This window comes from Saccharothrix ecbatanensis (genome assembly GCF_014205015.1).
In the GTDB taxonomy this organism is placed as follows: domain Bacteria; phylum Actinomycetota; class Actinomycetes; order Mycobacteriales; family Pseudonocardiaceae; genus Actinosynnema; species Actinosynnema ecbatanense.
Genome location: NZ_JACHMO010000001.1, coordinates 1,282,821 through 1,305,453 on the forward strand (window position 1 = coordinate 1,282,821; position 22,633 = coordinate 1,305,453).

At 71.0% G+C, this 22,633-nt stretch carries 11 protein-coding genes; 4 read left to right on the forward strand and 7 right to left on the reverse strand.

Annotated features, from left to right (window positions below; translation table 11 throughout):
• Window positions 1-22 precede the first annotated feature (22 nt).
• Window positions 23-1,198 carry a glycosyltransferase family 2 protein gene (locus F4560_RS05835; protein ID WP_184917263.1) on the reverse strand — a complete coding sequence of 392 codons (1,176 nt, stop codon included), beginning with the start codon at window positions 1,196-1,198 and terminating at the stop codon, window positions 23-25.
• Between the two features lie 11 nt (window positions 1,199-1,209).
• Window positions 1,210-2,448 (reverse strand): MFS transporter, encoded by a 1,239-nt coding sequence (locus F4560_RS05840; protein WP_184917266.1) that lies wholly within the window; start codon window positions 2,446-2,448, stop codon window positions 1,210-1,212.
• 306 nt (window positions 2,449-2,754) lie between these two features.
• Between F4560_RS05840 and F4560_RS05845 the strand changes: the two genes are divergently transcribed.
• Window positions 2,755-4,395 (forward strand): GMC family oxidoreductase, encoded by a 1,641-nt coding sequence (locus tag F4560_RS05845; protein WP_184917269.1) that lies wholly within the window; start codon window positions 2,755-2,757, stop codon window positions 4,393-4,395.
• Window positions 4,396-4,467: 72 nt separating this feature from the next.
• Here F4560_RS05845 and F4560_RS05850 read toward each other — a convergent pair whose 3' ends face one another.
• Window positions 4,468-4,830 carry a MerR family transcriptional regulator gene (locus F4560_RS05850; protein ID WP_184917272.1) on the reverse strand — a complete coding sequence of 121 codons (363 nt, stop codon included), beginning with the start codon at window positions 4,828-4,830 and terminating at the stop codon, window positions 4,468-4,470.
• 69 nt (window positions 4,831-4,899) lie between these two features.
• Between F4560_RS05850 and F4560_RS05855 the strand changes: the two genes are divergently transcribed.
• From F4560_RS05855 to F4560_RS05865, 3 genes are all read left to right on the forward strand, one after another.
• Window positions 4,900-5,760, forward strand: a complete 861-nt coding sequence (locus F4560_RS05855) for an NAD(P)-dependent oxidoreductase (RefSeq protein WP_184917276.1) — start codon at window positions 4,900-4,902, stop codon at window positions 5,758-5,760.
• Between the two features lie 82 nt (window positions 5,761-5,842).
• Window positions 5,843-6,619 (forward strand): DeoR/GlpR family DNA-binding transcription regulator, encoded by a 777-nt coding sequence (locus F4560_RS05860; RefSeq protein ID WP_312868559.1) that lies wholly within the window; start codon window positions 5,843-5,845, stop codon window positions 6,617-6,619.
• Entirely contained in the window at window positions 6,616-7,797 is a 1,182-nt protein-coding gene (locus tag F4560_RS05865) for an MFS transporter (RefSeq protein ID WP_184917279.1), read from the forward strand. Before F4560_RS05860 ends, F4560_RS05865 begins: the two co-directional genes overlap by 4 nt.
• 66 nt (window positions 7,798-7,863) lie before the next feature.
• Here the strand turns inward: F4560_RS05865 and F4560_RS05870 are convergent, their stop codons facing one another.
• From F4560_RS05870 to F4560_RS05885, 4 genes are read right to left on the reverse strand one after another with little or no spacing between them, the layout of a single operon-like run.
• Entirely contained in the window at window positions 7,864-8,451 is a 588-nt protein-coding gene (locus F4560_RS05870; protein ID WP_184917281.1) for a DUF2867 domain-containing protein, read from the reverse strand.
• A 38-nt stretch (window positions 8,452-8,489) separates the two neighbouring features.
• The gene (locus F4560_RS05875; protein ID WP_184917284.1) at window positions 8,490-9,941 is read right to left on the reverse strand and encodes a cytochrome P450; all 1,452 of its coding nucleotides are present in this window, start codon (window positions 9,939-9,941) and stop codon (window positions 8,490-8,492) included.
• A 17-nt stretch (window positions 9,942-9,958) separates the two neighbouring features.
• Window positions 9,959-11,398: an MFS transporter gene (locus F4560_RS05880; RefSeq protein WP_184917287.1), complete on the reverse strand. Its 1,440-nt coding sequence runs from the start codon at window positions 11,396-11,398 to the stop codon at window positions 9,959-9,961.
• On the reverse strand, window positions 11,395-22,581 hold the full coding sequence (locus tag F4560_RS05885) for a type I polyketide synthase (protein WP_184917290.1): 11,187 nt from the start codon (window positions 22,579-22,581) through the stop codon (window positions 11,395-11,397). Before F4560_RS05885 ends, F4560_RS05880 begins: the two co-directional genes overlap by 4 nt.
• Window positions 22,582-22,633: the final 52 nt, after the last annotated feature.

The following is a 22,633-nucleotide window of genomic DNA, read 5'->3' on the forward strand; positions in this document are numbered from 1 at the left end:
CCCCCAGTAGCAAGCGTGTCGCTCAGTCTCGATAGCGGTCGATGCGCCCGATCGCTCCTTCCGGCTGCCACGACAGCAGGGGGATGTGGGCGTTGACGGTCTGACCGTCGTTCAGCAACGCCGACGACGGGTGGTACAGGTGCAACATGGGGTCGGCGTACTGGTCGAACGCCGTCGCCAGCTGCACCCTCAGCACGAAGTCGAGGTCTTCGCGGCCCCACCCCTCGAACCGCTCGTCCATGCCACCCACCGCGTCGAACACGTCCCGCCGCAGCCACACGCACATTCCGGGCGCACGATGAACCCGGAAGGCGCGCAACCGATCCGGATCCGCCTCGGCCCGACCCGTCACGCAGCGGTCCGCGATCGCACGCACGGACGCCGGTTCGTCGAGGTACGACAAGTCCCGGAACGGCATGAACCCACCAGAGCCGTCCAGGTCGAACCGGGCCACGTTGCGTGCGATGAAATCCTTGTCGACCAGGGCATCCGCGTCAAGGACGCAGACGAGGGGCGCGGGTCGGGCGCTGTTCACCACGCCGACGTTGGTGGCCCAGCACTTGTTGAACGGCCCGTCATGCGGTGCGAAAATGTGCTCGTCGGCGTACTTCTCCGCCAGCTCCCGCCACCGCGGCTCGTCGTCGGCCTCGACCACCGTGACCTGGTAGTCGGCCCGATCGACGCTCTGGTCGGCCAGGGACCTCAGGCAGGCGGCCAGGTTCCGGCTCCGGTACTCGTCCTGGCTCCGGTTCCGGAACGTGATCACGACCTGCGCCAGCGGTTCCGCTGATCCGCCGGTCGCCCTCGCCGCCTCCCACCGCTTCCAGTCGCCGCTCTCCGTCGCCGTCCGGTCGTAGGCGCTGCCCACGTGATAGCCCAACCGGGACCGCCGCACCAGGTCCAACGCCGCCCGCGTCAGTTCCTCCGTCTTGCGGCCGGGATCGTCGATGGCGGCCTTCGCCAGCCCGCGAGCCCGTTCCCAGTGGGCGGCACTGCCCGGATCGGCGTCCAGTGCCGCGACGGCGGCGGACAGCTCCGCGTCACCACAGGACTCGACCGCGTCCATCACCCCCGCGAGCGGGTCCTGCGTCCGGTGCCAGTAATAGGGGTTCGCGCCTCGCGCCCCGTCGTCCGCCTTCAGCACCACGGCGTCGGCGACGGCGCGGGCAGACTTGTCGGAGTCCACTGGCGGCCTCATGCGTCCTCTTCTCATGCGTGTACCGGTTGCTTCGCGTTCGTGTCCCGCCGGGGGATCTTGTCATCGATCTCGGCGGGAAGCCGCTGGCGCAGCAGGAAGAACACGAGCGTGGCGCCCGCGGCGAACGCGGCGAACACCTGCCACACCGCGGTGGCCGACGTCGCGAGCAGGACTCCGACGATCGCGGGCCCGGTGATGTTCGGGATCGACCAGGACAGCTGGAAGACCGAGACGAAGCGGCCCCGCCACACGGGCGGTGCCGCCGCGACGGCCAGGCTGGTCGCGGCCGGACCGGCGGCGGTCTCGCCGAGCGCGAGGAACACGACCCCGGCGAACACCAGCGCGACCGCGGGCGCGGTGCTGTCCACTGCCGACGCGCACGCCAGCAACACGATCGCGACGAGGAAGAACCCGGCCCCTGCCATCACGGTCGTGGTTCTGCGCAACGTGCCCAGTCGCGCGGTGACCAACGTCTGGAGCAAAGCCGCCAGCACCATCTTCATCGTCAGCGCGGACGCGGCGACCCACACGGCCAGCACCGTGTACTTGGCCACGTACAGCGGAAGGATCAGCGACGGGATCAGCCAGGCGAACGTCAGCAGCGTGTTCGCGAGCGTCAGCGAGAGGTACCTGCCGTCGCGCAGGAGTGCGGGCCAGCCGCCCTTCGGCACCGCGGCACGTGTCGTGCGACCGCCGCGCACCGACAGGAACAGCGCACCGGCGATGAGCGACGACGCGACGTTCAAGGCCAGCATCACCCGCAGTCCGCCGGTGCCGCCGAAGGCCAACGCGGCGGCACCGAGCGCCCCACCGGCCGCGAGACTCGCGCTCTTGGCCACGTTGACCATGGAGTACCACCGGTCGAGTCCCTCGTCGCCGACGTGCTCGCCGACGAACACCGGCCAGGTGGCCCAGTACATCCGGTCTGCGAGCGTCACCAGCGCGACGCCGCAGACAAGCATGGCCGGTCCGGTAACGGTGAAGTAGAAGGAGTAACCGATCGCCGCCACAACCGTCTGCGCCACCAGCACGCGCTGGGCTCCGACGCGGTCCACGAGCTGACCGATCAGCGGCGTGACCGGCAGCCCGACCAGGCTCGCCACCGTGATCGTGAGACCGAGCTGGCCCAGAGGGATATCGGTGGTCTCGGACAGGTACAGGAAGGTGAGCGGGAAGAACGCGCCCGCACCGACGGTGTCCACAAGCACCGCGACGAACAGCCGGCGGCGGCCGGCTGAATCCGCGCTCACCACCCCACCGTGCATCGTCCACAAAGGGGAGATACGCAAATGGCGGATAACAGCACCACGAGCCCGTACCCCCCAGCACGCCGCCGGACGACCCTTCGGCCGTCATCTTCCCTGTATATCACCACGTGAGGGCGGGTGGTATTCCGTGTCCGTACCCGGTCATAAACGGACACGCTGTCGGTTCCCGGTTTAACGCACGTTGACGAAAAGCGCGGCTACGCTCGCCACGGTCTCACTCGCGCCGTCCGTTTACCGGGGTCATTGACGGCGATATGAGACGCAATCCATTAGCTCGAAAGGACATTGATGTCAAGGACAGATCGGGACATCCGGCAAGACCCGGACGAGATCGCTCGCCGAGTGCAGGACGGAAGCCTCAGCCGACGGGGCCTGCTCAAGTTGTTCGGTGTGTCGGCGGCGTCCGTCGCGTTCGCCTCGACCGCGGGAACGGCAGGCGCGGCAGCTCGTTGCTACGACTACGTCATCGTGGGCGCGGGGTCGGCCGGGTGCACGCTGGCCGCGCGATTACTGGCGGACTCACGGGCGAGCGTGCTGCTGATCGAGGCCGGCGGGACGAACGACCTGCCGGAGGTGCGGGACTTCACCAAGGCGGGCTCGCTGACGTGGGGCGGCTCGCCGCTCATCTGGCCGTACCAGTCGGAGCCGCAGCCGGAGCTGCTGAACGCGACGCAGTCGTTCGTGTGCGGGAAGCTGGGTGGCGGCAGCAGTTCGGTGAACGGGATGGTGTGGGTCAAGGGCAACCCGGCCGACTTCGACCACTGGGCCGCCCAAGGCGCTGTCGGCTGGGACTACGCGAGCGTGCGGCCGTCGCTGGACGCGATGACCGGGCCGATCAGGCCGTCGAGTGAGCTGACGCAGCGCAACCTGCTCTCCCAGGCCACGGTGAACGCGGCCGTCGGCATCGGCCACCCGTTCAACCCCGACTACAACGGCGCGACCCAGTTCGGTGTCGGCTACACGCAGCTCAACGTGGTGAACCAGATCCGCCAGGATGCGTTCACCGCGTTCCTGACCCCGTACCTCACCGACCCGCGCCTGACGATCATGACGGACGCGGAGGTCTCGCGGCTGACGTTCGACGGCCGGAAGGCGATCGACGGCGTCGTCATCAACGCGGCTGGTCGCCAGTTCACGGTCCGGGCCGACCGCGAGGTCGTCCTCAGCACGGGCACGATCAACACGCCCCGCCTGCTCCAGCTGTCCGGCATCGGCGCGGCGCGCGACCTGAGGCCGCTCGGCATCCCGGTCGTCGTCGACCTGCCCGGCGTCGGGGCGAACCTGCACGACCACCTGATCTCCGTGACGCTGAAGAAGCTCCGCGCGCCGGAGCCCGAGTCGCACCTGACCGCGATGGACGTCAGCGTCTTCACCGGCAGCGGTCGGGTGCCGGGTACGCCGAAGTTCCAGTTCCAGGTCTACTACACGCGTGACGGGTATCCGCCCTATCCGGGGAACTCGACGTCGGTCGGGGTGATCAACCTGCACCCGACCAGCCGCGGGTACGTCAAGCTGCGGTCGGCGGACCCCACCGTGCCGCCGGTCATCCAGCCGAACTTCCTGCGCACCGGGGAAGACCTCGAGAACCAGGTGGAGGGCTACCGGTTGGCCATGGACCTGATGAATTCGCCGGGACTGCGCGACTGGGTGGTGGACGACGAGTCCCTCCCCGGCCCGGGTTTCGACACCAGGGAGAAGCTGATCGAAGCGGTGCGCACGTACTCGCAGGCCGATTTCCACGCGGTCGGCACCTGTCGGATGGGCACCGACGCGAACGCCGTCGTGGATCCGAGGCTGCGCGTGCGCGGCGTCACCGGCCTGCGGCTGGCCAGTGCCGCGATCATGCCCAGCGTCACGTCGGGCAACACCAACGCGCCGTCGATGATGATCGGCGACCACTGCGGCCGGATCATGCTGGGCCGCGCCTGACACCGCTGTCCACGCGTGCCGAGCGGGCGGCTCTTCGCAGCCGTCCGCTCGGTTGGGGACGGGGTCGTGCGACTACCCGGCCAACCGCCGCTCCGTGGCCGCCAGGTACTCCCGCAGTGTCCGGCGGGACTGGGCGAGCGTGTCGATCTGCTCGTCCAGTCCGGTGATGCGCGCCCGCAACAGGTCCAGGGTCTCCGGACAGGGCTTCAGGTCGGGTTCCGTGCCGGTTACGCACGGTTGGAGGTAACCGATCTCCTGGGTCGACAGCCCGGCGTCGAGCAGTCTCCTGATCTGGGCCACGGTCAGGACAGCGTCGTCGCCGTACTCGCGGTAGCCGTTGCCGGCGCGGTCGGGCACCAGCAGGCCCTGCGCCTCGTAGTACCGCAGCTGGTGCGGGTTCACCCCGGTCCGCCGACTCAGTTCCCCGATCAGCAAGCGAATCCCCTTGACCTTCATACCGGTGTGAACGTTGACGATTGTGCCACCGATCAGAAGGAGCACTTGATGCACAGCGGCACACCCGTCACGGTTCTGGGTCTCGGGCTGATGGGCGGCGCCCTCGCCGGGGCGTTCCTGCGCGCGGGGCACCCGACGACCGTGTGGAACCGCACGACCGCCAAGGCCGACGACCTGGTGGCTCGCGGCGCGACCCTCGCGGAGTCCCCGGCGGCGGCGATCGCGGCGGCTCCGCTCGTGGTGGTCTGCGTGTCGGACTACGACGCGGTGGCGGACGTCCTCGACGGACCGCTCGACGGTCGGGTGGTGGTGAACCTGACCTCCGGCACGCCCTCGCGGGCCAGAGCGCTGGCCGAGGAGGTGGCGCGACGCGGTGGCGGCTATCTCGACGGCGGGGTCATGGCCGTCCCCGAGGTCGTCGGCACGGCCGACGCCGTGCTCGCCTACAGCGGGCCGCGACCGCTGTACGACGCCCACAAGTCCACCCTGGACAGCCTTGGCACCGGCCTCCACCTCGGCGACGACCCCGGGCTCTCGGCCACCCACGAGATGGCCACGCTCGTCCTCATGTGGGCCATGCTCGACGGGTTCCTCAACGGAGCCGCGATCCTCGGCACAGCCGGTGTGTCGGCCACGGCGTACCTCCCCATCGCACGGATGGCGATCGACACGGTGGCCGGTTGGCTGCCGGGCTACGCGCGGCAGGTCGACGACGGCGTCTACCCGGCTGACGACGGCACCCTCGACACCCACCTGGCGGCGATGGCGCACGTGGTCGAGGAGAGCGAGTCGCTCGGTGTCAACGCCGAGCTGCCGAGGCTCGTCAAGGCACTGGCCGAGCGAGCGGCAGCCGCAGGTCACGGCGCCGGCGGGTACGTCGCGCTGGTGGAGCAGTTCCGCGTGGCGTAGGCACGGGGGTGTTCGCGCACAGAATGCGACCATAAGCACATACTGCTTGTGCGAACGAACATTTTTTGCGACGGTTTCTCACGTGAAGAGCACCGACCGGCACCGGGTGATCGTCGATCGGCTCCGCTCCGGCGCGCAGGTCGCCGTGGTGGAGCTGGCGGCGGCCACCGGGGCGTCGGAGATGACCATCCGCCGCGACCTCGACCTGCTCGCGGCGAGCGGTGTGCTGCGCCGGATCCACGGCGGGGCCGTGCCGCTGAGCCCGGCGGGCGTCGAGCCGCCGTTCACCGCGCGTGCGGCCACCGCGACCGCCACGAAACGCGCCATCGCTGCAGCCACCGTCGAGCTGATCCGGGACGGCGAGACGATCGTGCTGGACAGCGGCACGACGGCGGTCGAGGTGGCCAAGCTGCTGCGCGGCCGTTCGGTCACCGTGATGCCGTTGTCCCTGCACGCGGTGCGCGAACTGCTGGACGCTCCGGAAGTGCGGCTGCTGCTGCCCGGCGGTGAGCCGAGGCCCGGTGAGCTGGCGATGGTCGGCCCGCTGGCGCTGGCCTCGCTGCGGGCGCTGCGCTTCGACGTCGCCGTGCTCAGCCCGTGCGCGTACGGCCTGGAGGCCGGGCTCACCGCGCACAACCTCGCCGACGCCGAGGTCAAGCAGCAGGCGATGGCCGTGTCCGGCCGGACGATCGTGATGGCCGACAGCACGAAGTTCGACCACACCGCACTGGCCCACGTCTGCCCCGCCGACCGGCCGGACGTGCTGGTCACCGATCAGAGCACCCCCGCCGACGTGCGCCGCGAACTGGCCGGACGCGGGGTGCTCGTGCACGTCGCCGAACCACTGGAGAACCTGTGACGACCGCCCTGCCGCGCGCCGCCCGCGTCGCGACGTGGATCTACTTCACCCTGAACGGGTTCGCCGTCGGCCTGTGGGTGGTGCACATCCCGAACGTCGAGCGCGCGACCGGCATCTCGCACAGCGCGCTGGGCGGGCTGCTGCTCGTGCTCGGCGCGGCGGCGTTCCTGGGGATGCAGGTCGCCGGTCCGCTCGCCGACCGGTTCGGCCAGCGCAAGCTCCTCCCGGCCGCGGGTGTGCTGCTCGGCGCCGCGCTGTTCCTCCCCGGCCTGGCCGAGTCCTGGTGGGCGCTGGGGCTGGCGCTGCTGTTCTTCGGCTTCGGCAACGGCACGATCGACGTGGCGATGAACTCGCACGCCGTGGTCGTGGAACGCGCCTACCCGCGGCCGATCATGGCGTCGTTCCACGCGATGTGGTCGATCGGCGGCGCGTTCGCGGCTGTGGTCGGCGCGGTCACGCTCGGGGCCGAGGTGCCGACGGCGGTGACGTTGAGCGTGTGCGGTGTGTTCACCATCGTGGTGTCACTGCTGACCGGTCGGTTCCTGATCGACGCCGACGTGCCGGAGCCGGAGGAGACCACGTCGTCCGCCCCGGCGGCGAAGCCGTCCAAGAAGCTGGTGTGGCTGCTGGGCGCGATCGCGTTCGCCATGATGCTCGCCGAGGGTGTCGCCAACGACTGGGCCGCCCTGCACGCCGAGGACGTCCTGGGCACGTCCACCAGCACGGCCGCCTTCGCTTACGGCTCGTTCGCGGTGGCGATGACGGTCGGCCGGTTCGCCACCGACCGGGTCGCCGCGATCGTCGGGCCGGTCGCGATCGTGCGCTACGGGGCGGCGCTGGCGGGGTTCGGGCTCACGCTCGTGGTGTTCTCGCCGTGGGTGTGGCTGGCGTTCACGGGGTGGGCGTTGTTCGGTCTCGGCCTGTCCGGCAGCGTCCCGCAGCTGTTCTCCGCCGCGGGCAACCTGGACAAGCGGTCGTCCGGCGCTTTGATGGCACGGGTCGTCGGGCTGGGTTACGTGGGTCTGCTCGCCGGTCCGGCGCTGATCGGCGGCCTGGCCCACTGGATCCCGCTGAACGTGGCGTTCCTCGTGCCGGTGGCGCTGTGCCTGCTGGGGGTGGTGTTCGCCAACGTCCTGGCGCCGCGCCCGGAACCCGCGGTGTCGGTGTCGGGCCGTTGACGCGCACGTGGCCGCGCCGGGTCAGGCGAAATATCGCCTAGCCCGGCGCGGCCACGTCACCACGCCTCATTTGGCCTGACGTGCCTGCCACCCGGTGCCGACCGTCTTGACCAGGTTCGGCGTCACGAAGATGCGCCGGAAGGGCAGGATCAACGGCATGTACACCTTGCCCAGCCAGTCCTTCTTCCGGACCAGCACGGCCATCTGGGCGTGATGGCGCCCGTTCCCGTCGTCGACCCAGCCGATGTGCATCGCCGTGTGCACCGTGCGATTGGCGAGCTCGGTCACCCACTCGTCGGAGGTCTGGTACACCGACTTCATCGGCACCACACGCATGTCCGGGCCACGCCGACCTTCGAGCAGGTCTTCGGGCAGCCGGTCGCGCAAGGACGGGTGGCGGGAAGAGCCGACACCGTTCTCTTCCGTGTCCCACTTGAGCAGTGCGCCGAGCTTCCACCGGACGGCGAAGAGGAGCTTGTACATCGGCGACGGGTTGAAATCCTTGCCGTCGCTGTCGAACTGGTCGACCAGCCGCGCCAGATCGTCAGGCCCACCGGGGGTCGAGAGGTCCCAAACGTCCTCGACCTCGAAATCCTTGACGAACTCGTGAATCCGCCATGGCCGCTCGGTGAACTCGGTGTTCGGGACCCTCATCCAAATCCTCCGGTATTCCTGGAACAGGTGGCTCGGGCTCAGTTCGTGGCCAACTCGGCGTTCACCTTACGTCGCCGGAAGATCACCCGGGAGCCGTTCTTCGGGATGTTGACGACGATGCGGCTGTGCGCGGGTTCCGGCTTCGGGTCGGCCCGCTCGACCACGCAGGTGGTGAAGATCGCCGTCAACGTGGCCTTCAGCTCGGTGAACGCGATCCGGTCGCCGAGGCAACGGGTGTGCCCGCCGCCGAACGGGATCCACGTGTGCGAGCCGGGCTTGGTGCCGAACCAGCGCTCGGGCTGGAACTCCTCCGGCTGCGAGTAGGTGTCCGCGTCCCGGTTGAGCAGGTAGGCGCTGGCCCACAGGCGGTCACCGGGCTGGTACTGCACGCCGCCGATCACGATCGGCTTGACGATCGCGCGGGGCACGATCTGGAGGATCGGCGAGCCGAGCCGCAGCACCTCGTGCACCACCGCGTCCAGGTACTTGTCGCTGGCGCCCTCGTCGATCTCGGCGATCAGCTTGTCGAGCGCGTCCGGGTTCCGGGTGAGGAACTCCAACGCCCAGCAGATGGCCGAGGCGGTCGTTTCCGTACCGGCCAGGAACTGCGTCATGATCTCGTCGCGCATCTCGATCCTGGTCGGCGACGAACCGTCCTTGTTGGTGATCGACAGCATCACCCCGAGCAGGTCGTCACCGGGCGCGCCGGACTTGATCCGCTCGTCGATCGCCTGGTCGACCATCTTGTGGAGCTGCTCACGCTGCTTGAGGAACGTGTTGATGCCGTTGGGGCGCATCGCCTTCAGCATCGCCATCCGCCAAGCGGGCAGCCGGTGGAACATCGTCATGGACGACGTGCGGGAGTTGAAGGTCAGCATCTTCATGACCAGTTCGAGCATCTCGTCCTGGCGGGACGGGCGGTGCTCCCCGAAGAGGACCTCCATGATCACCAAGGTGGTGTAGCGGTGTGCGTACGGGTGCACGGACACCGCCTCGTCGCGCGGCCAGGACGCGACGGTCTCGTTGGCCAGGTCGTAGACGGCCCGCTCGACGCGCTTCAGCGCCGAGCCGCGGAAACTCGGCATGACCGCGCGACGCCGCTCGAGGTGCGCTTCCTCCTCCAGGAAGGCGAGTCCGTTCTGGCCGGTCCACTTCTCGATCGGGCCGTTGCTGGAACCGGTGTGCACCTTGTCCCGGGGCGCGAGGAACATCTCCTTCACGTCCTGCGGCGCGGAGACCACGTGAATGCGGATGCCGGGGATGATCGTCACCCGGAACCGGTGGCCGTACTTGGCGCGGGACTCGCTGAAGAACTTCTCCGGGCGAGCCCAGATGCCGAGCACCTGGCGGATCCTCGATAGTTCCACCACCGGCAGCGCGGTGGAGGGGATGACGGCCTGGGGGGTCGGCGCGGTGTGGTCGACCGGGCACTTGCCCTCGGCCACGTCGGGCGCGTTGCTGGAGTGGTCCACTGTCTTTGCTTCCTTCATCTCGGTGACCGGGTGGTTCAATTGGCCCGACTTGCCGTTTCCGCAGGCGCCGCGGGCTCGTGCCCGGTCACCGCCGACGGTTTGCCCACTTCGGCCGGGGCCGGGCGGTTCACCGGGCCGACCGCGAGCAAGGCGAGCCCGCTGGCCAAGCCCGCGCCTGCCATGATCATGAACGCTACTTGGAACGAGGCGAGATCCGGGGCACCGGCGAGCACGGCCGCCACCACGGCGACACCGAGCGCCATGCCGATCTGGCGGGACATGGCCGACATGCCGGTGCCGGTCGCCATGCGCTCCGGCGGCAGCGACAGCGTGGCGGCGGCGGCCAGCGCGGGCAGGATGAGGCCGAACCCGATGCCGCCGATGATCGATCCGGGCAGGAAGCCGCCGCCGAAGTCCGGGGTGCCGTCCAGCACGAGTGCCCACCAGACGCCCGCGGCCGAGAAGAGGATGCCGCCGACCAGCCCGATCAGGCGCACTCCGTAGCGGACGGCCAGGATGCCGCTGGGAACGGCGAAGAAAGCGGCGGCCACCGGTCCCGGCGCGATCTCCATGGCGCCCCGCAGCGTCGAGTGCTGCCAGATCTGGGTCAGGAAGAGGATCGTGGACAAGGCCATCGCGCCGACGCCCATGAAGAACAAGGCGGTGGCGACGTTGCCCAGGGCCACGTTCCTGATCCTGAGGAGAGCGGGTTCGATGACCGGGGCGGGGTGCCGAAGCGCCCGCCGCACGGTGTAGACGAGACCAAGCGCGCCCACCACCGACAGGCCGATGACCTGGGCGCTGCCCCAGCCCCACGACTGCCCCTGGGAGATCGCCGCGACGAGCGCCGCGACCGTCGCCGCGAGCACGACGATGCCGAGCATGTCGGGGACGGGACCGGCTTCCTTCTCGGACTTCGGCAGCGCCCAGATGCCGATCGCCACGGCCACCACCCCGAGGGGGAGGTTCACGATGAAGATCGCGCGCCAGTCGGACTGGGCGAGCAGGCCACCCAGCGGCAGCGCGGCGGCGGAGCCGACCCCGCCCACCGCGGTCCACAGGCCGATCGCGATGCCGCGCCGGTGCGCGGGGAAGAGCCCGAGCAGCAGCCCCAGGGAGCTGGGCGCCATCAACGCGGCGCCGACGCCTTGCAGCGCCCGTGTCGCCACGAGCACTTCGAGCGAGGTCGCCGCGGCGCAGATCGCCGATGCCACGGTGAACAGCGCCAGGCCGAGCAGGAAGACCTGCTTGCGCCCCGACCGGTCCGCCCAGCGGCCACTGGGCAGCAGCAGCGCGGCGAACGTGATCGCGTAGGCGCTCATCACCCAGGACAGCGAGGTCAGGCTCGCGGACTGGAAGGTCTTCTGCATGCTCGGGAAGGCGATGTTCACGATCAGCATGTCGACCGCGGAGATGAACACCCCGATGAGGATGACCGTGATGGCCATACCCCGGCGGAGCGTGTCGTTGCTCATGCGTGGATCCAACTTTCGATTTCGTCAGCGGTGGTGGTGGCGGCGGCCTCGATGAGGGCGAAGTGGTCGGCCGCGACCACGGTGTGGACGTCGGTGGTCTCCCACCGCGTTCCGGCCCGGTCCGTTCCGCCGTCGAGCGGCTCGGCCGCCCGGATCATCAGGGTCTTGGCGGAAATCGGCGTCTGCCGGTGGTGCGCGAACAGGCGCAGGTAGGTGCCCATGGACAGCCAGTTCGCGTCGGAGATGGAGAGGTCGCGCCGCTCGTGCGCGATGATCTCCGTCATCATCGCCGCGAAGGCCTGCCCGACATGCTCACCGTCGACCTGCTCACCGTCGCCGTCGAGGGCCAACGTGTCGATCATGACGACCCCGGTCGGCGCGGCGCCCGAGGTTTCGAGGCGTTCGGCCAGGGCGTGCGCCACGATGCCGCCCATGGAGTAGCCGACCAGGACGAACGGCGCGTCGCCGACGGCCGTGCGGATCTCGCCTTCCAGAACTTCCAGGGCGACCTCCCTGGACTGCGGTGACAGCCCGGTGCCGAAGCCGGGCAGCGAGCAGACGTGCACATCCCGCACGCCCTCGAAGCGGTCGGCCAGCCGCATGAACTGCTCCTGGCCGGAGCCGACGACGTACACGTAGGACGGCACGCAGACGATCTTCACCCGGCCCGGCCCGGAGGCGAGCTGCGCGACCCGTCCGTCGGTGTCGGGCAGCTCGGCGGCCGAGGAGAAGACGGGCCCGCGGCCCGCGGCGTCCACGAGCTGCCGCAACGCCTCGGGCATGGTCCCGTTCTCGGCGGCGTGCTTGAGCCGCACGCTGATCATGTCCTCGGTCGGTGCGCCGGCGTCCGCCGTCCCGGTACCGACGAGCTTGAGCAGCTGCCGTGCGATCTCGGCCGGGGTGGGGTGCTCGAAGACGAACGACACGGGCAGGCGCAGGCCGGTCGCCTGGGCGAGCCGGTTGCGCAGCCCGACCGCGGTCATCGAGTCCATGCCGAGTTCGGTGAGCTTGCGCTCGACGTCGACCTGGTCGGCGGAGTGGTGGCCGAGCACGGCCGCCACCTGAGCCTTGACCAGGTCCAACGCGACGCCGTCCTGGTCCGCGTCGGACACCCCGGCCAGCCGCTGCGCGAGCGAGCCGCCCTCCGTCGCACGCTTGGCGGGCAGCCGGACCAGACCGCGCAACAGCGCGGGGAGGGACTCCTCACGGGCCTGCGCCCGCAACGCCGCCATGTCCAGTCGCACCGGCGCCAGCAGTGCGGCGTCCACGCCGACGGCGTGGTCGAACAGCGCCAGTCCGCTCTCCAGGGACAGGTCCGCGGTGCCCGCCGACCCGACGGCGTCGGGCGTTGCCCCCGCCCAGGCTCCCCACGCCAGCACGGTCCCGGCGAGTCCTGCCGAGCGGCGCCTGCGCACCAGCGCCTCCGCGCATGCCGCGTCCACGGACGCGACCGGGGCCACCTCCCGGCCGCCGCCGATGGCGGCGAACGAGGAGAACAGCACGAATGCGGAAAGGTCCAGTCGCTCGGTCGCCGCGTGCAGCTGCCAGGCCAGGTCCAGCCTGTCACCGTCGAGGTCGCCGCCGGTGTGCAGCACCGCCGTGAGCGGCTGCTCCAGGGACTCGATCAGCGGGGCCAGCCGGTCCGGGGCAGCGGTCTCGACGCGCGCCCGCGCGCCGAGACCTTCCAGTTCCCCGACCAGTTCTGCCACGCCGTGTCCATCGTGACCTTGCTCGGTGAGCAGGAGCAGGTTCCTGACGCCGTGCCGGGCCGCCAGGTGCTTCGCCAGCGCTGAGCCCGCGCGGGTCGAGCCGCCGGTGATCAGGACGGTGCCCTCGGGGTCCAGCGGCCTCGTCCGGTCCGCGGCTCCGGCGGACACACGGGCCAGTCTGGGAACCAGGACCTGCCCACCGCGCACGGCGAGCCGCGGTTCGTCCAGGTCGAGCAACGCGCTCCACTCCGGCTCGCCATCCGCGTCCACCACGACGAAACGACCGGGGTCCTGGGCCTGCGCGGCCCGGACCACACCCCACACCGCTGCCTGCGCGGCATCGGGGACTTCATCCCCGACACCCACTGCGGCACGCGTCGTCACCACGAGCGTGGCCGCGCCCAACCGCGTGCACGCCGACCACTGGCGCACCAGATCCGACGCCTCGGCCGCCGCGGCGCGCACGGCTGCCAGACCGTCCGAGGCAGAGGTGTCGATCGCGGCCAGCACGACCCGGGGGGCCGCGGCGCCACCGTCGACAGCCCGTTCGAGCGCGGCCAGGTCCTCGAACCGGTCCGCCGCACCCCCGACCCCACCCAGACCGGCCAACCGCACCGGCCGGGCAACCCCGACCGGGACCGGGACCCAGTCCACCCCGTACATCGAGTTCTGCTCCCGGCGCAGCGCCTCCAGGTGGGCCTGGTCGGGCTCGCGGAACACGACCCGATCCACCTGCGCCACCGGCGCGCCGTTGACGTCGAAGACGTCCAGCCGCAGGGTGTCGCCGTCGGCGGTGACGCGGGCCCGGCCCCGGGTGGCGCCGGTCGCGGCCAACCGCACTCCCGACCACGAGACCGGCAACTTCGCCGCGCCCTGCTCGCCGAAGCTCAGCTGCCCGATGTGCAGCGCGGACTCGAACAGGGCCGGGTGGATCCCGAAGCTGTCCACCTCGGTGCCGTCCGCGAGCGCGAGCTCGGCGTACGCCGCACCGTCCAGGGTCCACACCGCCCGCAGGCCTTGCAGCGCGGGGCCGCAGTCCAGGCCGAGTCCCGCCAAGGACGCGTACAACGCGTCGACCGACACGGACTCCGCACCCGCCGGCGGCCACTCGCCCTGCCAACCGGGCAGGGGCTCGGCGTCCGGCGCGAGCCAACCACGGCAGTGGCAGGTCGACTCGGCGTGCTTGTCGCCATCCGGCCGGGAGTAGACCGCCACCTCGCGGCGACCGTCCGCGCCGAGACCGCCGACGATCACCTGGATGTGCAGCGCCGAACCCTCCGACACCAGCAGCGGCGCCAGGAACATCATCTCGTCGAGCAGCGGGGCCTCGACCTCACGGCCCGCGGCCAGCGCCAGTTCGACCAGCGTCGTGCTGGGCGTGACCGGGAGGCCGAACGCGCCGTGGTCGCGGAGCCAGGGCTGGGAGTCCTGGGAGAGGCGACCGGTGAGCACCCACTCGTCCCGGTCGGCGAGCTGCACGGCCGCCGCCAGCACGGGGTGCCCGACGTCGCCGAGGCCGGCGGAGCCGCGGTCACCGACGTGCTGACTCGCGCTCGGCCAGTACCGCCTGCGCTGGAAGGCGTAGGTGGGCAGGGGGACCTGCCGCGCGCCGGAGTCGGCGAAGCAGGCGTCCCAGTCGACCTTGACGCCGGCGACGTGCGCCTCGCCGAGTGAGAGCAGGAAGCGGTTCAGGCCGCCCTGGTCCCGCCGCAGCGAGCCGAGCACGCCGACCCTGCCTTCGACCCGCGCGGCGGCGATGGTGTCCTCCACCGGCACGACCAGCATGGGGTGCGGGGAGATCTCCACGAAGCAACTCGCGCCGTTGTCGATCAGCGCCCGGATCGCCGGCTCGAAGCCGACCGGGTTGCGCAGGTTGGCGTACCAGTAGTCCGCGTCCATCGTCGCGGTGTCGATGAACGCCCCGAGCGCCGTCGAGTACAGCGGGACGTTCCCGCGGCGTGGCGTGACCGGGGCGAAGGCCGCCAGCATCTCGTCGCGGGCCACCTCCACGTGCGCCGAGTGCGAGGCGAAGGTGGCGGCGAGCTTCTTCGCCCGGATCTCCTCGCGTTCACACCGCGCCACGAGCTCGTCGATCGAATCCGTGTCGCCCGCGATGATCACCGCCGCCGGACCGTTGATCGCCGCCACCGTCACGCGATCCCCGTACGACGCGATCAGCTGCCGGACCTGCTCGGCGGGCAACCCGACCGAGGCGATGCAGGTCGTTCCCACGAGCATGTCCCGGGCCACCTGGCTGCGTCGCGCCACGACCCTGGCCGCATCCCGCAGCGAGAGGGCGCCCGCGACGTACGCCGCGGCGATCTCGCCCTGCGAGTGCCCCACCACGGCCGACGGCTCGACGCCGTAGGACCGCCACAAGGCGGCCAGACCCGCCATCACGGCGAACAAGGCAGGCTGCACGACGTCGACCTGTTGCAGGGACGGCGCATCGGCCGCACCTCGCAGCACGTCCTCCAACCGCCAGTCGACGAACTCCGCCAGGGCTTCTCCACACGCGGCGATCTCGGCGGCGAAGACGGGGGAGGAGTCGAGCAGTTCGACCGCCATGCCCAGCCACTGGCCACCCTGACCCGGGAACACGAACACCGGCTTGACGGCGCCGGAGGGGCGGCCCGAGGCCGTCCGCTCCGTCGGGTCGCCCACGGCGAAGGCGGCCAGTTCGGCGGCCAGCTCGTCCCGGTCGCCCGCCACGAACACCGCCTGGTGGTCCAGCCGGGCTCGCGTCGCCAGCTGGGAGTACCCGAGGTCGGGCAAGGAGAGCCCGGGGTTCTCCAGCACGTGCAGGCGCAGCCGCTCGGCTTGGGCCCGCAGGGCGGGCTCGGTGCGCGCGGACAGCAGCACCGGCGTCGCGGGCGCCGGGGCGACGGCCTCGGGAACGACGGCCTCGGATCCGTCGACTTCGACGTCGGTGGGCGCCTCTTCGAGGATGATGTGCGCGTTGGTGCCGCTCACCCCGAAGGACGACACGCCCGCGCGGCGGGGACGGCCGTGGCCGTTCCACTCCCTGGCTTCGGTCAGCAGCTCGACCTCGCCGGAGTCCCAGTCGATGTGCGAGGACGGCGTCTCCGCGTGCAGGGTCCGGGGCAGGACCCCGTGCCGCATCGCCATCACCATCTTGATCACACCGGCGACACCGGCCGCACCCGAGGTGTGGCCGATGTTCGACTTGATCGAGCCGAGCCACAGGGGCCCGTTCGCGCGTTCCCGGCCGTACGTCGCCAACAGGGCGTGTGCCTCGATCGGATCACCGAGCGCGGTGCCCGTGCCGTGACCCTCGACCACGTCCACATCGGACGGGGTCAGTCCGGCGTTGGCCAGCGCCTGTCGGATGACCCGCTCCTGAGCGGGGCCGCTCGGCGCGGTCAGACCGTTGCTCGCGCCGTCCTGGTTGATCGCCGTGCCCCGGACGAGGCCGAGGATGCGCCGTCCGTTGCGCTGGGCGTCGGACAACCGCTCCAGCACCACAAGGCCGAGCCCGTCGGCGAAACCGGTGCCGTCGGCCGAAGCCGAGTAGGCGCGGCAGCGGCCGTCCGGGGAGTTCGCCCGTTGACGGGTGAACTCCGTGAACGTGATCGGCGTCGTCATGAACGTCACGCCGCCGACCAACGCGAGGGAGCACTCGCCGCTCCTCAGCGACTGCGCCGCCAGGTGCATCGCCACGCCCGAGGAGGAGCAGGCCGTCTCCACCGACACGGCGGGACCTTCCAACCCCAGGGTGTAGGCGATGCGGCCCGAGGCGACGCTGGACATGGTGCCGGTGAGGCGGTAGCCCTCGTACTCGCTCGGCACGAGCATCCCGTAGTCGGCGCCGGTGATGCCGAGGAAGACGCCGGTGTCGCTGCCCCGCAAGGAGGTCGGGTCGATACCGGAGCGCTCGAAAGCCTCCCAGGACGTCTCCAGCAGCAGGCGCTGCTGGGGGTCCATGGCCATGGACTCGCGGGGGCTGATCCCGAAGAACTCGGCGTCGAAGTCACCCATGCCGGAGATGAAGCCACCGCCGCGGGCGTCGGTCGTGCCGATCTTCTCGATGTCCGTGCTGTAGAGCCCTTCCAGGTCCCAGCCCCGGTCGGTCGGGAACGGGCCGATCACGTCGCGGCCCTCGGCCACCAGTTCCCACAGCTCTTCGGGGGAGGTGACGCCGCCGGGGTAGCGGCAGCCGATGCCGACGATCGCCAGCGGCTCGTCCACCGCCCCGTGCCGCTTCTGCGCGGCGGGCAGGGCAGTCCCCGCGGTGCCGTCGACCTCGGCGAGCAGCAGCCGGGCGATGGCCACCGGCGTGGGGTGGTCGAAGACAACGGTGGCCGCCAGCCGCACGCCGGTGCTGTGCGAGAGGCGGTTGCGCAGTTCGACCGCGCTGACGGAGTCGAAGCCGAGGTCCTTGAAGGCACGCTCGATGTCGACCTCGTCGGCGGAGTCGTGGCCGAGCACGGCGGCGACCTGCGCCCGCACCAGGTCGAGCACCACGCGTTCCCGCTCGGCTTCCGGCACCTCGGCCAGGCGTCGAGCCAGGCTCCCGCCCGCCGCGGTACGGCGGTTGGGCACCTGCACCAGTCCACGCAGCAGGGCAGGTAGCTGCCCTGCGCGGGCCTGGTCGCGCAGGATGGCCAGGTCCAGCTCGACCGGGACCAGCAGCGGCTCGTCGCCGGCGACGCAGCGGTCGAAGAGTTCGAGTCCGAACTCGGCCGAGAGCGTGCGGATACCGGCTTGCGCGAGGCGGGCGAGGCTGGCCTCGTCGAGTTCGGCGGCAATGCCACGGCCGTCGGCCCAGAAGCCCCAGGCGAGCACGGCGCCCACGAGTCCGGCCGAGCGGCGGCTGCGGGCCAAAGCCTGCACGGCCGCGTCCGCCGCGGACGACGCGGCTTGGCCAGGGCTGCCGATCAGCGCGGCGAAAGAGGAGAACAGCACGAAGGCGGCGAGGTCCGCGTCGGCGGTCAGCTCGTGCAGGTGCCACGCGGCGTCCGCGTTGACCCGCAAGACCTGCTCCAGCCGTTCCGCGGAGAGGGCCTCGATCAGACCCGCGTCGGGCAGGCCCGCCATGTGCACGACCGCGGTCAACGGGCGTTCCAGGGAACCGAGCAGCCCTGCCAGCTGGTCGCGATCGGTGACGTCACAGGCTTCGACCCGCACCTGCGCGCCGAGGGACTCCAGCGTGGCGACCAGGTCGGCGGCGCCGTCGGCGGCCGGCCCACGGCGACTGACCAGCAGCAGGTGGCGGGCGCCGTGGCGCTTGACGATGTGCTCGGCGAACAGGGCGCCCAACGCGCCGGTGCCGCCGGTGATCAGGACAGTGCCGTCGGGGTCCAGCGGCCTCGTCCGATCCGTGGAACCGGTGGGCACACGGGCCAACCTCGGCGCCAGGACCCGACCACCGCGCACCGCGAGCTGGGGCTCGTCCAGGTCCAGCAGCGCGCCCCACTCCGGTTCACCCGCCACCTCCACGTCCACCAGGAGGAAACGACCGGGATGCTCGGACTGCGCGGCCCGCACGACACCCGCCACGGCCGCCTGTGCCGAATCGGGAACCTCGTTCCCGACACCCACCGCACCGCGCGTGGTGACCACCAAGGTGGCCTCGCCCAGCTGCCTGCACGCCAGCCAGCGCTGCGCCAAGGCCAACGCCTCGGCAGCGGCGGCGCGCACGTCCGCGGCGGGAGTGTCGATCAGGGCCAGCACGACGTGAGGTGCCGCGGCACCACCGTCAACGGCCAGTTCGAGCCCGGCCAGGTCGTCGTACCGATCCCCGCCGCCCACGGCTCCGCCCAGAGCGGCGGTGCGCACAGTCCTGGACGCCTCGGCCTGGACCGGAACCCACTCCATCCGGAACAACGAGTTCTGCCTCCGGCGCAACTCTTCGAGGTGAACCGAATCGGCCTCACGGGCAGTGATCCGGTCCACGCACGCCACGGGCGTGCCCTCGGCGTCGAAGATGTCGAGCCGCAGCGCGTTGTCGCCCACGGGCGTGATGCGTGCCCGTGCCTGTGTCACGTCGGCACCCGCCAGCCGCACTCCCGCCCAGGTACCCGCGGACAGGGAAGCGTCGGGTTGCCGAGCGCCGTGCAGCGCGGACTCCAGCAGGGCCGGGTGGACGCTGAAGGCGCCTGCCGTGACGCCGTCGGGCAGCGCGAGTTCGGCGTACACCTCGGGACCGAGAGTCCACGCCGCCTGCACGCCCTGCAACACCGGACCGCAGTCCACGCCGAGTTCCGCCAAAGTGGCGTACAACGCGTCGACCGACACGGGCTCGGCACCTGCCGGCGGCCACTCGCCCTGCGTGCTGGTCAGCGGCTCGGCATCGGGGACGAGCCGGCCCCGCGCGTGGCAGGTGACCGCGGCGGACTGTTCCTCGTCCGCCTCCGGCCGCGAGTAGATCGCCACCTCGCGGTGGCCGTCGGCGTCGGCCTGACCGAGCGTGACCTGGACGCGGACGGCGTCATCGCCCAGGACCAGTGGCGCTTCCAGGTTCAATTCCGCGAGCTGGGCGCACCCCACGCGGTTGCCCGCGGACAGCGCCAGCTCCACGAACGCGGCGCCGGGAAGGGCGACCGCGCCGAACAGCGCGTGGTCGCGCGTCCACGGCTGCGACTCCTGGGAGACGCGGCCGGTGAGCACCCATTCGTCCTGGTCGCCGACCTTCACGGCCGCCGCCAGGATGGGGTGCTCGACGCGGCTCAGGCCCACCGCGGAGGCATCGGCCAGACCTGTGCCGGAGAGCCAGTAGCGCTTGTGCTGGAAGGCGTAGGTCGGCAGGGGGACCTGTCGCGCGCCGGAGTCGGCGAAGCGGGCGGCCCAGTCGACCTTGACGCCGGCGATGTGCGCCTCGCCGAGCGAGAGGGTGAAGCGGGCCAGGCCGCCTTCGTCACGGCGCAGGGAGCCGACCACTCCGATCCGGTCGACCGCGCCGTGAGCGGCGATCGTCTCCTCCACCGCCATGGTGAGGACCGGATGCGGAGACATTTCGATGAAGCAGCCGGTGCCGTGGTCGATGAGGGCGCGGATGGCGGGTTCGAAGTCCACCTGCCCGCGGAGGTTGGTGTACCAGTAGTCGGCGTTCATCGTGGTGGTGTCGATGAACCCGTTGGTGGCGGTGGAGTAGAAGGGGATCGTCGCGGTTTTGGGCTCGGTGGGCGCCAGTGCCTTGACCAGGTCGGTGCGGATTGCTTCGACGTAGTGGGAGTGGGAGGCGTAGTCGACGGCGATGCGGCGTGCGCGGATGTCGTCTTGCTGGCAGGTGGCGAGGATGGCGTCGAGTGCTGCGGGTTCGCCGGCGATGACGACGGTGGCGGGTCCGTTGACGGCGGCGATGGACACTCGGCCCGTGTGGGGTGCGATGAGTTTTTCGACGCGTTCGACGGGCAGGGAGATGGACATCATGCCGCCGTGTCCGGCGAGGTGGTCGCGGACGAGTTGGCTGCGCAGGGTGACGATCCTGGCGGCGTCCGTCAGTGACAGCGCACCGGCGACGTAAGCGGCGGCGATCTCGCCCTGGGAGTGGCCCACCACGGCGGAGGGTTCGATGCCGTGGGAGCGCCACAGTGCGGCCAGCCCTGCCATGACGGTGAACAGTGCGGGCTGGACGACGTCGACGCGTTCCAGGGACGGCGCGTCGGGGGCCGCGCGTAGGACGTCGTCGAGGTTCCAGTCCACGAACGGGGCCAGTGCTTCGCCGCAGGCGGCGATCTCGGCGGCGAACACGGGGGAGGAGTCCAACAACTCCACCGCCATGCCGACCCATTGCGCTCCCTGGCCCGGGAACACGAACACGGACTTGGCACCGGGCGTAACGCGGCCTTCGACCACCACGGGCGATGACCCGGAAGCGGACAGGGCGGCCAGCCCTGCCAGCAGTTGCGTGCGGTCGGAGGCCGCCACGAGACCGCGATGTTCCAAGTGGGCTCTTGTCGTGGCCGCGGAGAAGCCCACGTCGAGGAGCGACAGCTCCGGACGCGCCAGCAGGTGCGTGCGCAGCCTCTCGGCCTGGGCGCGCATCGCGGCTGCGGTGCGGCCTGAGACCGTCACGGGAACCGCGGGCATGACCCGGGGCTGGACGGCATCGGCAGCGGGTTCCGCGGCGGGGGCCTCTTCCAGGATGAGGTGGGCGTTGGTGCCGCTCACCCCGAAGGAAGACACGCCCGCGCGCCGGGGCCTGTCTCCCGTGGGCCATGGCCGGGCCTCGGTCAACAGCGCGACGTCGCCGGATTCCCAGTCGATGTGCGGTGACGGCGTGTCCGCGTGCAGGGTGGCGGGCAGCGTCTCGTGCTGCATGGCCATCACCATCTTGATCACACCGGCGACGCCCGCGGCGAGGGAGGTGTGCCCGATGTTCGACTTGATCGAGCCGAGCCACAGCGGCGCGTTCGCCCGTTCTTGGCCGTAGGTGGCCAGCAGTGCCTGGGCTTCGATGGGGTCGCCGAGCACCGTGCCGGTGCCGTGGCCTTCGACCGCGTCCACATCGGACGGGGTGAGTCCGGCGTTGGCCAGTGCCTGGCGGATGACCCGCTCCTGCGAGGGGCCGTTCGGCGCGGTCATGCCGTTGCTGGCGCCGTCCTGGTTGATCGCCGTGCCCCGGATCAGGCCGAGGATGCGTCGTCCGTTGCGCTGCGCGTCGGACAACCGCTCCAGCACCACCAGGCCGAGCCCGTCGGAGAAACCGGTGCCGTCGGCCGAAGCCGAGTACGCGCGGCAGCGGCCGTCCGGGGACACGGCCTGCTGCCGGCTGAACTCGGCCAGCAGGAAGGGGCCGGACATGATGGTCACGCCACCGACGAGGGCCATGGAGCATTCGCCGCCGCGCAAGGCTTGGGTGGCCATGTGCAGGGCGACCGCGGACGACGAGCAGGCGGTGTCCACGGAGACGGCGGGGCCCTCCAAGCCGAGGACGTAGGAGATGCGGCCCGAGGACACACTGGCCGCGCCACCGGTCAGCTGCAAACCCTCGATGTGCGGCAGGGTGCCTGCGGGCACCGCGCAGTAGTCGGTGGTGGCGACGCCGCAGAAGACGCCGGTGTCGCTACCGCGCAGCGAGGTCGGGTCGATCCCGGCGTGCTCGAACGCCTCCCACGACGCCTCCAGCAGCAGGCGTTGTTGCGGGTCCATGGCGAGCGCCTCGCGCGGGCTGATCCCGAAGAACTCGGCGTCGAAGTCGGCGATCTTGTCGAGGAAGCCGCCGCCGCTGGTGGACACGGCTCCGGGCTGCCTCATGCTCGGGTCGTAGATCCTGTCCAGGTCCCAGCCGCGATCGGTCGGTAGCCCGGTGGACGCGTCGCGACCGGAGGCCACGAGCTCCCACAGTTCCTCCGGGGAGGTGACACCGCCGGGGTAGCGGCAGCTCATACCGATGATCGCCAGCGGCTCACTGGCCTGCGCGAGCAGCCGCTTGTTGAGCTGACGGAGCCGGTCGGTTTCCTTGAGAGATTTCCGGAGCGCCTCGACGAGCTGTTTCGGGTCGGTGGCCATGTCTATTCCTTCGTCTCCAAGCCCGTAGCGGCGGCGGTGTTCTCTACCGGTG

Bases quoted from the DNA above. Each gene is read 5' to 3' on its own strand.
- F4560_RS05835 (WP_184917263.1), bottom strand. From the start codon at position 1,198: ATGAGGCCGCCAGTGGACTCCGACAAGTCTGCCCGCGCCGTCGCCGAC.
- F4560_RS05845 (WP_184917269.1), top strand. From the start codon at position 2,755: ATGTCAAGGACAGATCGGGACATCCGGCAAGACCCGGACGAGATCGCT.
- F4560_RS05855 (WP_184917276.1), top strand. From the start codon at position 4,900: ATGCACAGCGGCACACCCGTCACGGTTCTGGGTCTCGGGCTGATGGGC.
- F4560_RS05870 (WP_184917281.1), bottom strand. From the start codon at position 8,451: ATGAGGGTCCCGAACACCGAGTTCACCGAGCGGCCATGGCGGATTCAC.
- F4560_RS05875 (WP_184917284.1), bottom strand. From the start codon at position 9,941: ATGAAGGAAGCAAAGACAGTGGACCACTCCAGCAACGCGCCCGACGTG.
- F4560_RS05880 (WP_184917287.1), bottom strand. From the start codon at position 11,398: ATGAGCAACGACACGCTCCGCCGGGGTATGGCCATCACGGTCATCCTC.
- F4560_RS05885 (WP_184917290.1), bottom strand. From the start codon at position 22,581: ATGGCCACCGACCCGAAACAGCTCGTCGAGGCGCTCCGGAAATCTCTC.